The organism is Candidatus Cloacimonadota bacterium, from assembly GCA_021734245.1.
In the GTDB taxonomy this organism is placed as follows: Bacteria; Cloacimonadota; Cloacimonadia; order Cloacimonadales; family TCS61; genus B137-G9.
This window is the reverse complement of record JAIPJH010000016.1, coordinates 1-16,156: the sequence shown is the minus strand read 5'-3', so window position 1 is coordinate 16,156 and position 16,156 is coordinate 1. Positions and strand designations below refer to the sequence as shown.

The 16,156-nt window shown below is 35.7% G+C and carries 9 protein-coding genes, 7 tRNA genes and 1 pseudogene; 12 read left to right on the top strand and 5 right to left on the bottom strand.

All coding sequences use genetic code 11. The annotated features are described in order from the left end of the window. Positions 1 to 5: 5 nt before the first annotated feature. The 4 genes from K9N40_04210 to K9N40_04195 form a co-directional block, all read right to left on the bottom strand. A complete protein-coding gene (locus K9N40_04210) occupies positions 6 to 1,016 on the bottom strand; it encodes a hypothetical protein (protein ID MCF7813664.1) in 1,011 nt (336 codons plus the stop codon). An 832-nt stretch (positions 1,017 to 1,848) separates the two neighbouring features. Next, complete coding sequence (locus tag K9N40_04205; protein ID MCF7813663.1) at positions 1,849 to 3,189, bottom strand: T9SS type A sorting domain-containing protein; 1,341 nt, start codon at positions 3,187 to 3,189, stop codon at positions 1,849 to 1,851. Positions 3,190 to 3,320: 131 nt separating this feature from the next. After that, on the bottom strand, positions 3,321 to 3,467 hold the full coding sequence (locus K9N40_04200; GenBank protein MCF7813662.1) for a hypothetical protein: 147 nt from the start codon (positions 3,465 to 3,467) through the stop codon (positions 3,321 to 3,323). Positions 3,468 to 3,570: 103 nt separating this feature from the next. Further along, a tRNA-Ala gene (locus K9N40_04195) sits at positions 3,571 to 3,646 on the bottom strand. 305 nt (positions 3,647 to 3,951) lie between these two features. On the opposite strand from K9N40_04195, the gene bamA reads away from it, so the two are divergent. Further along, the gene (gene bamA / locus K9N40_04190; GenBank protein MCF7813661.1) at positions 3,952 to 6,174 is read left to right on the top strand and encodes an outer membrane protein assembly factor BamA; all 2,223 of its coding nucleotides are present in this window, start codon (positions 3,952 to 3,954) and stop codon (positions 6,172 to 6,174) included. A gap of 190 nt (positions 6,175 to 6,364) precedes the next feature. Here the strand turns inward: bamA and K9N40_04185 are convergent, their stop codons facing one another. Then, the gene (locus K9N40_04185) at positions 6,365 to 8,578 is read right to left on the bottom strand and encodes a T9SS type A sorting domain-containing protein (protein MCF7813660.1); all 2,214 of its coding nucleotides are present in this window, start codon (positions 8,576 to 8,578) and stop codon (positions 6,365 to 6,367) included. Positions 8,579 to 8,865: 287 nt separating this feature from the next. On the opposite strand from K9N40_04185, the gene K9N40_04180 reads away from it, so the two are divergent. The 11 genes and pseudogenes from K9N40_04180 to K9N40_04130 all read left to right on the top strand — a co-directional run bounded on the left by K9N40_04180 (position 8,866) and on the right by K9N40_04130 (position 15,916). Continuing rightward, positions 8,866 to 8,943, top strand: a tRNA-Pro gene (locus tag K9N40_04180). 25 nt (positions 8,944 to 8,968) lie between these two features. Further along, a tRNA-Val gene (locus K9N40_04175) sits at positions 8,969 to 9,044 on the top strand. 34 nt (positions 9,045 to 9,078) lie between these two features. Continuing rightward, positions 9,079 to 9,154: transfer RNA gene (locus tag K9N40_04170), tRNA-Val, on the top strand. A 111-nt stretch (positions 9,155 to 9,265) separates the two neighbouring features. Further along, positions 9,266 to 9,505 (top strand): annotated as a pseudogene (locus tag K9N40_04165) (GIY-YIG nuclease family protein). Positions 9,506 to 9,756: 251 nt separating this feature from the next. Next, the gene (locus K9N40_04160) at positions 9,757 to 10,941 is read left to right on the top strand and encodes a divergent polysaccharide deacetylase family protein (protein ID MCF7813659.1); all 1,185 of its coding nucleotides are present in this window, start codon (positions 9,757 to 9,759) and stop codon (positions 10,939 to 10,941) included. A 10-nt stretch (positions 10,942 to 10,951) separates the two neighbouring features. Then, positions 10,952 to 13,423: a hypothetical protein gene (locus tag K9N40_04155; protein MCF7813658.1), complete on the top strand. Its 2,472-nt coding sequence runs from the start codon at positions 10,952 to 10,954 to the stop codon at positions 13,421 to 13,423. Continuing rightward, positions 13,423 to 14,445 carry a DNA polymerase III subunit delta gene (gene holA, locus K9N40_04150; GenBank protein ID MCF7813657.1) on the top strand — a complete coding sequence of 341 codons (1,023 nt, stop codon included), beginning with the start codon at positions 13,423 to 13,425 and terminating at the stop codon, positions 14,443 to 14,445. The genes K9N40_04155 and holA overlap by 1 nt, the downstream gene beginning before the upstream one ends. Continuing rightward, a complete protein-coding gene (gene era, locus K9N40_04145; protein ID MCF7813656.1) occupies positions 14,442 to 15,326 on the top strand; it encodes a GTPase Era in 885 nt (294 codons plus the stop codon). The genes holA and era overlap by 4 nt, the downstream gene beginning before the upstream one ends. 119 nt (positions 15,327 to 15,445) lie before the next feature. Beyond that, positions 15,446 to 15,520, top strand: a tRNA-Gln gene (locus K9N40_04140). Positions 15,521 to 15,724: 204 nt separating this feature from the next. Beyond that, positions 15,725 to 15,810: transfer RNA gene (locus K9N40_04135), tRNA-Ser, on the top strand. Positions 15,811 to 15,825: 15 nt separating this feature from the next. Further along, a tRNA-Ser gene (locus K9N40_04130) sits at positions 15,826 to 15,916 on the top strand. The last annotated feature ends 240 nt before the right edge of the window (positions 15,917 to 16,156 follow it).

The following is a 16,156-nucleotide window of genomic DNA, read 5'->3' as shown; positions in this document are numbered from 1 at the left end:
TCCCCTTAATATTCGATTATTATTATTCCGGTTCTGGTTGAAGCTATAATATGATCGCCTTCAAAATTTGCCTTGTATGTGTAGCCGATATCACTTTCACGTAGATTTCCCAGAAGCACTGGTTCGGTATCATCTAAAACATCAAACAAAAGCACTCCACCTGTATGAGATGACAAAACCATTTTATTATTTTTTACATCAACTGTATAAATATTTTCACCCACATTTTCCTGATGAATCTCAATTGGATCAGCAGGATCAGTGATATCTAACAGCAGATAACCTTCTTCCCAGAGCGCAATGTAGGCAAGATTGTCAACAAGCTTTACATCTACTGCTTCACCAATTGTATCATAAGTTAAAATAAGTTCATCTGTATTTCTATCGATTATGTGAACCCCAAACTGAGAACCTGCAACAACAAAAAGATCTTGATTGAAATCAAAACCTTGTACTGAACTTCCACCCGTTGTATTTGGTAAATCTATAGTCGCCTCATTTGTCCATGTGTTATTATAAGTGGCAATATTTAAGGAATTATCATTTGTCCAAAAAATCTCCAGATCATTATTTTGATTCTCAGTTAACAAAATCTTTTGTACATCGGAAGTTTGAGAAATATTTTGTGTTTTCCATTCAGGTATGAAAGGATCAGAAATATCATATATATTCAATGCAGCTGGGTTACCATATCTTTCGTAAACAATAAGAATATCATCATCTACAGAACCTGCAATTTTACGAACATTCTCAAACGGATTTGGAAAATCGTCGAACAGTGTATCCACATGGCAATACATACTACCGGAAACCAAATTATGAATAGAAAAGCCACGTTGGTCTTCTGCTGCAAAAAGCAATTCATCCGAAACATCAAAATCGTAGGCATATCCACCAGTTTCCAGAATATTGAATATCTTCAAAACATTATTTTCTTTTGCAGGATCGTTTGGTTTTGCACAACTAAAAGTCAGAGTAGCTATAATTATAATTAATAATAAATTCTTAAACTTCATAATACATCCTTATTATTATTTTTCTAAAATTGGTGCATTTTTTATTCCATATTAGTATGCAAAATTTATTATCGCTAATGTAACCAGATAAAGAAAGAACCTTCTGCACTTTTTTGTGTCGCAGAAGGTTTTTACAAAAAGATTATTAGTTATTATTTTACATATTCATACTACTATTAGTTTACCTTGTGAACTCGAGTTCGGAAATCTTTGGCCTGGACTTCAGCTGCAAGCTGGAGTTCAGAACATATTTATCAAATTTTTTATCCAATCGAATTAATAATGAATAGCCCCGTGCTTCAGCGCTGGGAATAAAGAAAATTTTTAAATTTGACTATCACCGTGGCAGAGCCAAGGTGTATTTCGCTAAATTTATTTCAGTAAACTTAAAATCGAATTTTCATTATTTACCCCTCTCCGGTAACTGCCCGATCTCCCCTCAAACAGGGGAGAAAAATTGGAAAACCCCGATGCAGAGCAGCGAGGAATTCTTTAGATTGAAATAGTAAAGAAGAAAAAGGGCTTTAGCCCAAGATGAAGGGTTAAAACCAGAATTGTCTCTATCTTCCCATCCACGTCTGAAAAGACGTGGCAACTCAAGTCCGGAAAACTCTAACCTTCTCAATGGTTGAGCTGTGCGAAACCTTGTGAATGGTTAACAGCTTCAACATCTTTCCGAAACCTTCTATCAGACATCATTCCAATTGGTTTCTGAAAGTTGATGCATGAAACCTTTCCGACAGCTATCTTAAGAATCTGTGAGAGAAGTTGTCGGAAAGAGATGAACAACCATTGCGGAGGTCTTTCGACCATCCGCAAGATTATGATTTTATTATTTCAACATCAGCATTTTATTCGTTTTAAAATATTTATCTGTTTTCAGTTGATAAAAATAAATTCCTGAAGCCTGACTGGCTGCATCCCAATTATAAGAATGATAACCAGCTTCATATTCCTGTGAGAGAATTTTCTGCCCTTTGGAATTGTAAATTGTAAGTGTTCCCGTTTCTCCTTCTTCAATGCCGAATTCGATTGTGGTAGTTGGATTGAACGGGTTGGGAAAATTCTGATTTACAAAGCTTTTTGCCGGTGCATCTGGAATAAGGTTTGAATTACTCAGATCAATGGAAACTGGACCATGAATTTCCAGTTCTCCGCTATAGCTGACACTTTCCAGCCAGTAATAATGCATTCCCATTTGTTGTGTCGGTAATTCATCGATGTAAATGTAATTGGTTGGTGTTGTGATTGTTCCCATACCTGGAATGATTGTCTCATTAAGTTTTAGTGAATTGTTTTCCAAACCGTTCTCATTTTCACTGCGATAGATGTTCCAGCCCATATTTTCCAGTTCACTTTCTGTTGTCCAGTTCAAGGTTGGAAAGCCGTTTTCAATGGTTCCAGTGAATGATGAAAGTGTGACGGGGAGTGGAGAATCTGAAGTTACCCAGGTAGGATCTGAACTATCACCATTTTCTGTTGCTCCCAAAGTACCATCATTATTACCCTTACTATCATAAGCTATTTGACCGGAACCTGTGTTAAATTTGTAATAGGCAACAAGATTGTTCTCATTAGTAGGATCAGATAATTCCTGATTCATATTATCTTCAATTTCTGTCTGCCCTCTAACAATTTTCCAAATACGAACTTCATCTATTTTGCCATTAAAATAACCTTCCCAGTCAGCATATCCTGTTCTTCCAAAATAAAGTGGATTGGTTCCGTAATCAAGTGCATAGCTGCCTGTACTGGTACCTTGCCAAATCCCATTTAAATACAATTTAACAGCTGTACCATCGGCTGTTAGAGCAACATGATTCCACTCCTGTAAATTTATTACCGAGCTGGTAACACTCCTTTGTTGCCCTGTACTAGAGCTAACAATACCTACGAAATGATTATTCTTATCATAATATATGCAGTATCCTTCAAATTGTCCGGTTCTGGTATTCTGCTTAAAAATAACATATTGAGCATTACTCTCTGTATATGTATTCGTGTTTGAGTTTATATACACCCAGGCTTCAACTGTTACCGAGACAGGTTTGTGCGCAGAATTATCGGCAATGGAAACATAATCATTGTCGCCATCAAATTGCAAGCAGTTATTAGTTGAATACATTGAAAAAACCAAAATTAAAAACAAAAATACAAAACAAATTTTATTCATAGAAATCCTCCCACAATTTTATTAAAATAAAAAAAGTGATCTTTAATGAATTTTGTCAATTTTTTTCAATAAAAAAAACTTTCCAAGTTAATGCAAACTGGAAGGTTGAAAGTATAATGGTTTTCTTCTTTTTACTTTAGCATGATCATCTTATTCGTTTTGTAATAACTCGGTGTTCTAAGCAGATAGAAATAAACTCCTGATGACTGTTTAGTTGCATCCCAAGTGAATGTGTGGAAACCTGCTTCATATTTCTGTGAAAGTACTTTTTGTCCCATAATGTTATAAATGGTAAAACTCAATTTTCTCCTTCCTTTTCGTATTGTGTCACTTGGTTCCCATAAAATAAAGTTTTGAAAAGAAGAAGATGAATTGGATATATGGTGGAGCATAGCGGGCTCGAACCGCTGACCTCTACACTGCCAGTGTAGCGCTCTCCCAGCTGAGCTAATGCCCCACAAATTTAATTCACTTTTGAATTGATTCCGAAATTTTATATTAAGAATTTATCGTCAAGAATTTTGACTTTTCCTGTGGCAAACCTAAGAGCATTTTGCCAAATTTATTTCAGTAAACTTAAAATCGAATTATCTATACTTACCCCTCTGCCTTTGGCATCTTCCCTCAATCAGGGGAGAAAATTTGGATAACCGCGATACAGCATCGAGGAATTCTATTGATTAAAATTAATTCACAAAAAAACTTTACGTAGAAAACTTCATTTTATAAATGGTGCATCTTAGCTAATAGATTGGAGGTTGAATGAAGAAACAGGCTGTAATACTGTTGCTTATGTTGCTTTTGGGATCTTTACTATCTGCCCAGAATCAATTGATCTTAGATATAGAAGTTTTTGGGAATGAAAATATAGAAACCGATCTGATTACTTCCATCATTACTTTAGAGATCGGTGATCTTCTGGATATTGAACAAGTAGGAAAATCTATCAACAATCTTTACCAACTAGGTGTTTTTCAGGATGTTCGAATCGAATATGAAACATTACTACAAGGCATCACGTTACAGATCTATGTTTCAGAATTTCCGGTTGTGAATAAAATAATTTTTGAGAACAATGATAAATTGAGCGATAAAAAACTACTTGATGCAATTGATTTGCGAGAAGGAAGTTATTGGGCTCCATTCCTGCAGAAAGAAATAGAAAATACGATCCTGAACGAATATAAAACCAAAGGCTATCACCTGGCAGAAGTCAATTTCCAATCCAAAGAAAAGGATAATAACACAGTCAATGTCATCATAAATACAAATGAAAATGACAAGGTTACCATTAAAGCCATAAAAATACATGGAAATAAACTTATCAGAGCCAAAAAACTACTCGGCAAAATGAAGACCAAAAAAGCCAGTCTTTTCAGGTCGGGAAAATTTGAGCAGGAGAAGTTTGATGAAGACCTGATAAATTTAGTAAAATATTATAATAAAAAAGGCTTCATCGACGCTAGAATAATTTCCTGGGAACGCAATATTGTAAACGATCGATTTGTGATCGATATTTATCTCTTTGAAGGCAAACAATATACTTTTGGTGATGTTTTTGTGGAAGGAAATGAACGCTTTACTGACGAAATGATAACCGGTAATTTCCGTTTCAAGGAAGATGAGATATTTAATCTGGAAAAATTTAATGAACAACTTGGTGCGGTTACATCTCTGTATTATGAAGATGGTTATATTTACGCAAATTTCGATCAGGAACTGGAAAAAATCGACAATAAAATAAATATTCGACTTAATATCCAGGAAAACACCAGAGCAAAAGTAAGAAAGATCCACATAAAAGGTAATCGCAAAACCAAGGAAAAAATTATTAGAAGACAACTTGTAATTTCGCCTGGAGATTATTTCCAGCAATCCAAAGTTATGCGTTCCCAACAAAATATTTATAACATGGGATTTTTCGAGCCGGATATGTATCTTGATAATCCCAAAATTATCAACCAGAATGGTGATATCGACCTTACTATCAATTTGAATGATAAGGTTTCGGGAACTGCAAATGGCGGAGTTGCTTTGAACAGTCAGGATGGTTTGGTAGGTCAATTAGCTGTTTCTCACAACAATCTTTTAGGAAATTCCTGGCAGGCTGGCGTTAAATGGGAATTCGGTGGATCTACACAAAACTTCAGTTTAAACTTTACCAATCCTTATTTTAGAGACACAAATACTTTAGTAGGTTTCGATATATATCTTACAACCAAAGAATGGGATACTTACGAAGTTAGAACTTCTGGTGGTGCAGTCAAATTGGGACGGCCACTTTACTTCTTGAATTACTCCAAATTAGTAGCTGGTTATTCTTTCTATTCCAAGAAATATGATATTTTGAAAGGAGAAGAAGATAACGCTTCCGAAACTCTGATCGAACTTGATGAAGCTGGCTGGCAAAATACCAGTGCTATTTCCTTAACATTTTCCCGCGATAGCAGAGACAATATCTTCTTCCCCACGGCAGGTTCAAATTTCACCATTTATTCCGAAGTTGCCGGAGGACCATTGCAGGGCGATTTCAACTATTTTAAACAGATCATGCAGGTAAGTTGGTATACAAAAACCATCTGGAAGCTGGCTCTGCGTACAAAATGGCGATTCGGTTATGTAACTGGATATAATGGAACCGACACTCCACCAGATGAAAGATTTTATCTGGGAGGAACAGGACCAGATGGAGTTCGTGGATATTCAGACCGCTCAATCGGCCCGCGTGACGGCGGTTTGCGCGAAGTGATCTTTTCTGCAGAATATGGTGCTCCCATCGCAGGAGACCAAATTGTTGGATTGATTTTTATGGATTCCGGGAACAGCTTCAATAAATTGGAAGAATTCGATTTCTGGACAATGAAAACCGGTGCTGGTGTGGGAATTCGCGTTCGCAGCCCATTTGGTCTTATCGGATTTGATTATGCTCACAACTTTGAAAATGGTAAATGGGAACCGCATTTCCAATTTGGCACGACATTTTAAAATTAACCTTACTAAGGTTTTAGAACTTCATACTTGATCGACCTTCGTAATGGTTAAGAAAAATTAAAACCTGCCGGTTTTTTTATTAACTTCGGAATGTGCGAAGCTCTTCCGAATGTTGATTATTATCTTGAAAAGAATCTAAACAACATTACGATGATCCCGAAAGACGCCCGGTTCAATCGGAAGTTTATCTCAGCAGCAGCATCTTCTTCGATTCTTCAAATTCTCCAGCTTTTAATTTGTATAAATAAACTCCGCTGGAAACAGGCTCTCCCTTCTGGTCTGTGCCATCCCAGACGATCGAGACTGAGTGACTTTGAGATGGGGTGACGGGGAGAGTTTTCACTTTCTGCCCTTTCAGATTATAGATCGTAATCTCTGCATTTTCGATTTGTCTGAAGTCTGAAATCTGAAATCTGATTTCTGTGGATGGATTGAAGGGATTGGGAGTATTTTGGTATAATGCTGTTTCAAAATTGATCACATCATCTGGTGATTCAGAATTAGTAATTGAAAATGGCTGACTCAAATAATACTCAGGTGGAGATAATCCCATTAATCTAATCCGATAGTTTGAATTTACAGGAATATTTTCAGGAATAGTCCATAAAAAATTGTCATCTCCCGGATCATCTGTAACGCATTGAATGAATTCATCTTGGCCATGTACTAAATCAATTTTGGCAACCAAGGAACTTCCATAATAATACCAGTCAATCTCCATTTCATCACCTATCGCATAAATATCATTTGACGTAGGATGTGAAATCCCAATATAATTATCCTGCTCATCAGGAATAAACCAGATTTGAGAAGCGTTTATTATGCCACCATTGTTTTGGCCTGGAACACAATAAGCATTTGCATCATAAAACATTGCATTTAAACTGTAAGTTGCATTCCCCAAACTTACAAACTCCGTTGATGGATAGAAAAATTCTGGAATAATATCTGCTAACTCGGGAATTACAATTGAGTTTAAATACTGTGCATCAAAAAATAAATTACCATCTTCCAATGTTGCTGTTATCATCTCCGGTTTATCCTGCCACAAAGTAGCACTTGTATTCTCAGCAAAATGAGCTTTTGTTCCATCATTCCAGAATACAGTAAGAGTAAAGTTATCTTCATTTTCTACAACTCGCATATTGTTAAGATCTTCAGGATACGGAAGAATATTATCGTGATAAAAAACAGGCCAGGAAGGTATCCAATCAACCTTTCCTTCCATATCATAAGAATCGACCTGACCATCTTCATCAATATCCCAGGGAATTGCAGGATTGTTGTCATTTGGTTCATCACCTTCCAATAATAGATCGAAGAAACTAAACTCTCCTGAAGTGGGAACAAATTTAACTAATTTGGGATACAAAAGACATTCTCCTAAAGGGAAAATATCTGGTTCTGCTGCCAAACCGAATGATATGGGATAATATATATTATCATCTTGATCAGAAATTGCATTAGAATTTGAACTGAACATGGGTTTGAAATACAATTCATAAGGATTTCCCTGATCATCTGGAAAACGAGGAGTACCATCCAGATTCAAAGGATTATCAACTGGAAATTTAAACTCATCAGTATATGTCCAATATGTAGGATATCCATATACACTCGTATAAGCAAAAACATTAGACTCATTGTCGTAGCCGATTATTGTTAGTAGATCTTCTGATACTTCAAACGTGAAATCCAGATTAGAATGAGTCAGGCTGATATTATCGTAAATCGGAAAATAAGTCCAGTTCAGTTCAGATTGCATATTTAAATCATTCACATCAAAATCGGCATACATTAACATCGCAAAATAATAAATTCCATAAGGTTCGGGTGTTCTATGGTTTTTTAATAAAACATATACTCTTCTTTTACCCGGATCTGGAGAAGGACCAATTTTAATAATAGGATCTTTAAAATTATCATCAGGATTTGGTGTCCATGTATTTTCATCGAAGATATAGAAAGGAGTTTTCCATAATCCAGGACATCCCAAATGATACAGATCGTAAGAGCAGACAATTCCATTCTCTCTATTCCAGACAACTATCGGATCACCAGTCACAGAATCTATTGCCAATGCAGGTTTGGTTTCATCAAAGTCATCCACTCCAATTGCAGCAACACTTGCTAAGGTATAATCACAATCTTGATATCCATAATAGACTCTACAGGTAGAAGCGGCAGTTTCTTTTGCCTGGAAAACATAATAAGTGCCACCTCCAACATCATCTGGTTGCGTACTTACAGCATCTCCTGCAGAAGTGAAAGTAAGGTCATAATAATTACTCATTATTGCTACTGGAGGATATTCCAAAACAGGTTCGACAGTTTGGTATGGATTTGCAACTAAAATTAAGGAAATAAATATTAGAACTAACAGAATAAAATATTTCATACTTCCCCCAATAATTTTGGAAAAAACTAAATGTGAGAAGATGATAGAATCAATTTCATGTCAAGTATTTCGCTTGATCTCCTCACCCCTAACATTATTTTAATGCATAAATTATGCCATTTTTTGATAATGTGATTCATTGCCCTTATATCGGCTATCTAGGCATGTTTTGATAAAAAACTAATAATAAAAGTGTTGAATTGTGATTACGTTTTATGGTATTTTTCGAACAGACAATAAAAATTCTTGACGCAGTAGAACCGAAATTTTTTGTTGCGTTTCTTGTTCGGGGCGTAGCGCAGTCCGGTTAGCGCACTGGTTTTGGGAACCAGGAGTCGGAGGTTCGAATCCTCTCGCCCCGACCAGTTTATAAGTGAGTTACAAAAAAATGGGCGTGTAGCTCAGTTGGGAGAGCGCCTGCCTTACAAGCAGGTGGTCGGGGGTTCAAGTCCCTCCGCGCCCACCATTTTTTACACTTCAATTTTGAAAATTATAGATGTGGGCGTGTAGCTCAGTTGGGAGAGCGCCTGCCTTACAAGCAGGTGGTCGGGGGTTCAAGTCCCTCCGCGCCCACCAGTCTTCGTTTTGAGTAAAAACGAAAAACGAAGACGTCACGGCGTAGAAACGAAAGTTATGAAGCCGGACATCAATTGTTGGAAACTCAAAACTTCGCCCAGGCAGGCCAGTATGTATTATGTTTACATTTTAAGAAGTATAAAAGACGGTTCGAAACATTACACAGGGTTCACCAAAGATCTGAAAAATAGAATAGAGAAACACAACAAAGGTGATGTTCCATATACTAAAGATTTAAGACCTTGGAAAATAGTTACTTATATTGCATTTTAATCTGAGGAAAAAGCAAGAAGTTTTGAAACTTATCTGAAGTCACACTCTGGAAGAGCTTTTACCAGTAAACATTTTTGAGTAAAACGAAAAACGAAGACGTCACGATGATAATACAAACATTTCAAGACAAAAATAATATTCTTTGAATTTTAAAATAATCTAATTTTATTCAAAATAAAGAAAATTCTTAAATTTGACTAACACCATGGCAGAGCATCGAGGAATTCTTTCGATTAAACTGATGATTGTAAACTAATTTTTCTTTTTAACAAAATTCTTGACTGCATGAGCTTAAAAAAACATCAATCCTTTCATAATAAAGGATAGAAATGGCGAAACGTAAGTATAAGAAAAGAAAGAAAAAAAGTAAAAAAAAGCAGTTAAATAAAGCATACATCTTCATTGGTGCTCTGCTTGTTTTTATTTTGATAGTAATTTTTCTTAACATAGAAAAAATTGCTTCCATCAGCAAAGGATTGCACAATTCCAAACTGAAAGTAAAACAGATTGCTCAGGAAAGAACAGTTTTAGATGCTATCATGCATTCCAAGCGACTGATGGGAGTTAGCGATAAGAATTTTAAGCATTATGTTGGAGAAGATGTAATTTACATAAAACTGGGAATCGATAAACGAGAAATGGATCTGAATTATGCCAACATGATCCTTTCCGGCCAGATTGAAATGGAAAATGGTGAAATGATCTCCGGTGAAGAAAAAGATAATGGCAATAGACAAGTTTTAAAAATCCGAGATAATGATGATCAACAGATCTATCAAGTAACTCTTTTTTACAAGAAAAGCACGATCAAAAAAAATCCCAAAACTCAACTTGCGATTGTTGTCGATGATTTCGGAATCCGCAATAATACACTTCTTGATAAATTCTGTGCGTTGAACAAAAATATTACTTTTGCCATTTTACCCGATCAAAGATATTCTGAACTGGTAATGAACAAAGCCACAGAATCTGGTCATGAGACGTTGATCCACATTCCAATGGAACCAATCAGTTACCCTCAGAATAATCCGGGAAGTAATGCTATTTTTGTTCATTTAAGCGAACGGGAAATAAAGAAAAGAATGGAAAAATTCGTTAAGCAATTCCCGCTTTGTCTTGGAGCTAACAATCACATGGGATCGCTTGCTACAACTGATGAAAACGTGATGAGAACTGTACTTTCTGTATTAAAGAAACATAACCTTTTCTTTATCGACAGCAGAACTTCTACATCTTCCATGGCTTATGATCTGGCCAAAGAAATGATCATTCCAGCTTTTGAATCCAGTTTATTTTTAGACACACCCGATATAAGTATGAAGACGATGAATAGTAAAATAAAAATCTTAAAATCCATGTCAAAAACTCATGATAAAATTTTAGTTATCACACATTGTGCCACACAGGAAAGGTACGATTTCTTGAAGCTCTTTATCGAAAAAATATCACAGCAGGATTTTGAATTAATTCCAGTCTCTGAAATATTCAATAAAAAACTTCCCGACATTCTTTAATGGAGAAGAAATGAATGTAATATCAAAATTACAACAGAAATTTAAAAGTTACAATATAATGCGAGACATGCGCGTCGGTAGATATGATGCAGGCAATGTGTTGAACTTCGAAGTGGAAATGCTGGATCTCAATCAAAAAAATACGATCACTATCGAAATCGAAAAGTTTGTTGGTGGTGGTTTTGCCGGCCAGGTTTACAAAGTAAAGCTTTTAAATTTAGATAAAGAATCTTCCATTCTGAAAATTGGTAATTCTTATGCTATAAAAATTCTAATTCCACCATCGGGATTCTCCAAATTCTTCCGCGATGCTGTTTACTGGATCGGATTTCAAGGGCCATTTCAGTTGCAGGTAAATCCGGCAGCGTCTCGTGCTGGTGCTTTCTGGCAGAAGTTCATTCGCAGAGCAGCGAAGATTCAATTTGGCACTGAAGAATCGGTTGTTGATATTTATGGAACCTTTGTGGATGATACTCTGGGAAGTTGCGGCGAGATCAGTGAATGGATCGAAGGACGAACCTGGCAGCTGGAAGTAGACCCACACATGGATTACTTAAGTAGATGGAATAAGCATAAAAAAGTAAATAAGGAAAAACTCGGATCTCTTGAATATCGCAAGAAAAAAATATTTATGCACGATTTTGTGAAAATGCTGAATGAAATGGGAGCTTATGAATTTGCCCGACAATATGAATGGAGTACCTGCAAAAGCCAGCCAAATTGTTTGAAAAGGATGAACACAAAACCAGCGGAAGGTTTAACGGCAGTAGATTTTAGAGCAGGTTTGGCTTTACTTCCGTTTTTGCCAATGAGTCCCGGTGATTTTAAATTGATCTTCAAAGGAATTTTTCGAGGAAGTCTGGTTCAATTTGATCGTGGCAGCTTAAAAAAACTTAAAAAATTCATTGAGCAGCATCCTGAACATTTCAAAGACATGAAATGGCAATATGAAGAACTTGTGAAAATGGAAAAGATCTACCGCAATTCGCTTCTGGATATTACGCATAATCATCTCAAATTATTATTCAGCCCCACGCTTTGGAAAACAATTCTTACCAGTTCTATAAAAGGTTGGAAGATCAAGAAATTGATCACTGAAAATGCAGCAGAAAAACTGCAGAAATTCAAGTTTTTTGCCTTCCTGCTCTACATCATTGGTTTTATTCCTTTTTTGGGAAAATATTTCATTAAACTTTTTGCCAACAAACCCTGGAGATCTCATTATCTTAAAATGATCTTCAACTGGAAATATCTATATAAGTCTCTGAAAGCTACTTCTGCTGAAAAAACTATTAAATGGTATCGAGCCGGCAGGATGACCGATGAGAAAGCTATAAAAATCTCTGATAATTTATTTTTATTTTTTATCCATTTGATTTTATCAATTTTACCATCAGGATTGCACAAATTCCTCTCGAACAAAGAATATTTCAAAGAAAGATTGTGGTATATTTTTGTCCGGCCTATCAAACTTTATTTTGATCCTGAGTTGCGCGAAAACTGGTTGCGTTCCATGCTGAAAGAAGGACGCAAAAAACACATTTTATCAGAAGAAGATTCAAATAAAATTGAATCTCAACTTAATGAACCTTTCATACAAAAATACTTGAAAAGTCTCGCTGTTCATGTTTGCACACTTCCTATCACGCAAGTGGTTTCTGTTCTTATTGCTGTAATTTATGTTCTCACACATCCCGAAATGCCGAAAACGCAATCCTGGGGAATCGGTTTGGGAATCATTGCTCTTTTCCAGGTTATCCCAATTTCTCCCGGTTCTCTAACCAGAGGTTTGTATGTTTTGTATCTGGTAATAAAAGAAAGAGATTTCAAAAATTATAATATTGCTGTATTTCTGGGGTTTTTCAAATATATCGGATATCTGGCTTTCCCCATTCAAATGACTTATAAATATCCCGCTTTAGCACGTTTCATGGCTGTACACTGGGCTACCGATGCTGTGCATATTGTTCCTGTTTTTGGCGAAGGAGGAGCCTTATTGGAACATTGGGTTTTCAGGTTATTTTACAATTGGCCGCTTACGATTCGCAGAAAAATGAATGAGAGAAAAGAAATTCGCTCAAAACAGAAAGACAAAATATGGCCAATCCCATTAATAATAATTATTTTCAGCATTTTATTTGGATTTATCGATTATTTTTCTTTGCATTTGAACGGAGAACTGCTGGCAATAAAATCTCTTTGGTATGCAGGAATGATCTTTCCAATTATGCTGGGAAGTTTTGTGATGCTTACTACAGGCGGTTTAATATTATGGAAGCGTATTGTTGCAAGTGTGATAAGCGCAATTTGCGTTAGCATATTATACACAATTATTTCCTGGCAGCTGGGATTTGCTGGAAACCTTTTTGCTGAATTTATTTGGAGATTCTTTATTTTCTCGGTATTTTCAGTTATTGGAAGTATTTTAACAGAGATTTCTCTGGATTCACCTTATTTAAAAATGGAGATCAAACGAAATTAATGGCGAAAAAAAGAATTATTCCTCATTATGAATTCCTGAGGGAATTTAAGCATCAAAAACCAGCACCTGTTTATTATGTTGTTGGCACCGAAGCATATCTGAAAGATAAAGTATACCACGCTATCAAAGCACGGTTTTGTGATGACGATTCCGACGATTTTGACTTTACTCTTCTTTACGGAGATTCAGATGAATCTGTTCAGGCTTTGGAAAACTTGGAAATGAGTCCGTTCTTAGCCGAAACAAGATTAGTTGTTATAAAAAACTTTGATCAGATGAATGCAAATGGAAAAAATCAAATTGCAAAATATTGTGAAAAACCTTCTAAAACTTCTATTTTAGTTTTAATTGCCGATAAGAGTGATGGACGTTCCAACGCTAATAAAATAATTGAAAAAGAAGCTGTCACTATTTCATGTCGTCGCCCCTACTCTTCCGATGATATTGTTCGCTGGCTGAGAACTGAATTACGAGTAAAAAATATCAAAATGGACAATCAAGCTATCAATAGATTTGCAGGCAGCATCGAACCAGATTATCTTATTGCCAGCAATGAATTGGAAAAATTAATAATATATACTAAAAACAGAGGAACTATAAACAGTGATGAGGTGGAAGAAGTTATCGGAAAATCAAAAACCAACAAGATATTTGATCTTCAGGATGCTATCGGTAAAAGAAACCTTAAAAATGCTGCCAGAATTCTGGATAACATGTTAATGAATAATGAGCCGGCTGTTTATATCATCACTATGTTATCTCGCTTTTTTGTACAAATTTGGAAAGTTCTTGCTTTAAGGCGCAGAAGCATTAGCGATTCAGAAATTTCCGGACGCTATTTGAATGATGTATTCTACAAATATAGAAATGATTACCTAAATTATGCTGATAGTTATACTTTGTCAGAAACTAAAAAGTCTCTATCTTTACTTTTGCAGGCAGACATCGATGCAAAATCTTTAAATATCAATGAAGACATTCTACTTTATATGCTTCTCTTCAAAATCTGTGCTACAAAATGAATAAGAATTTTAAAGCCGGTTTTGTAGCAATTGTAGGAAAACCAAATGTAGGAAAATCAACTTTGATGAATCTGGTTATGGGAGAAAAGATATCGATCATATCTCCCAAACCACAAACTACCAGGCATCAGATAAAGGGGATTTTTACCGATGATGAAAGGCAGATCGTTTTTCTGGATACTCCGGGATTTTTGAAAGCACGTTATGAACTCCATAATAGAATGCTGGAATATCTGCAAAATGCTATCAGAGATGCTGATGTAATTCTTTTCATAACAGACGCTCATCACTTTCCTACCGATTATGATGAACAGCTCCTTGCTTTTATTTCTAAATTCAAAAAATCTAAAATCGCTCTTCTAAATAAAATTGATCTTGTTGATGAGACGACGAAAGATCATAAAATCGATGAATTAGAAGAATATAAATTTGATAAAATCATAGCCTGTTGTCTCACTGATAAACCAGATATTGATTCTCTTTTGGGGGAAATTACAAATTATCTTCCTTATTCACCACCATTTTATTCGGCAGATGAAATATCGGACCTGCCAATGCGTTTCTTCGTTCAAGAGATCATCAGAGAGCAGATATTCCTGAATTTTCGGGATGAACTTCCTTACGCGACTTCTGTTTCTGTGGAAGAATACAAAGACCTGCCAAATAAAGTAGAGATAAAAGCAAACCTGTGGTTGGAACGCAAAAGTCAGAAACCCATCATTATCGGCAAAAATGGTGAAATGATCAAGCGGATCAGAATGGCTTCTGAGAAAGAAATCTATAACATTTTAAAGAAGAGAGTTAAGCTTACTCTTTGGGTAAAGATCAAGCCAAACTGGCGTAAGAAAAAAAATGCTCTCAAAGAGTTTGGTTACAGATAATATTTTCAAAATTCAATCTATAAAATCCATTGCACTTTTTTAAAATTTTATTGACATCAAAATCTATCAAAAATAACTGGCATCTAAATTAAATAAAATAAGTGTTAAATAGTTTTGAATGGGCCGTCGTCAAGCGGTAAGACACATGGTTTTGGTCCATGCATTCGGGGGTTCGAATCCTCCCGGCCCAACCATAATAAAGTCATCGAATAATCGGTGACTTTTTTTTATTTTGTCAACAAGATTATCGATGGCTTTTTTTTATTTATTTTCCTTTTTCAAATCAGTATTTTTTTGTTTCTTTCTTCTCTAAAATATACATTCGAAAAGCAGCAAGAACATCGCAAAATATGTATTGACACTAAAGACGGAAGAAAATTATTTGTATTTTCCTTTTAGGAGGATTAGTTCTAATTGGTAAGACAGCGGTCTTGAAAACCGCCGGGCTTTGCCCTTGGGGGTTCGAGTCCCTCATCCTCCGCCAGGAATTTATAGCTGTGGAGAGGTGACCGAGCTGGCTTAAGGTGTGCGCCTGCTAAGCGTATGTAGGGGTAACTCTACCGAGGGTTCGAATCCCTCCCTCTCCGCCAGTTTAAATAAATTGAAAGCCATTCGATTTCGAGTGGCTTTCTTATATTCATTACAAATTTATAACAAATTTAACTGTTTAAATATATTTTTGTAATTTATTTATCCCTCTGTGCCAAGATGACACTGGACACTTTTCTACACTAATTTAGTGTTGAAAAAGGAAGGTGAAAAATGAAGAAATCGAAGAAGAGAATTATTGAATTTGGCGAATTGGAAGGAGTCCGTAGGACGACTGGAAA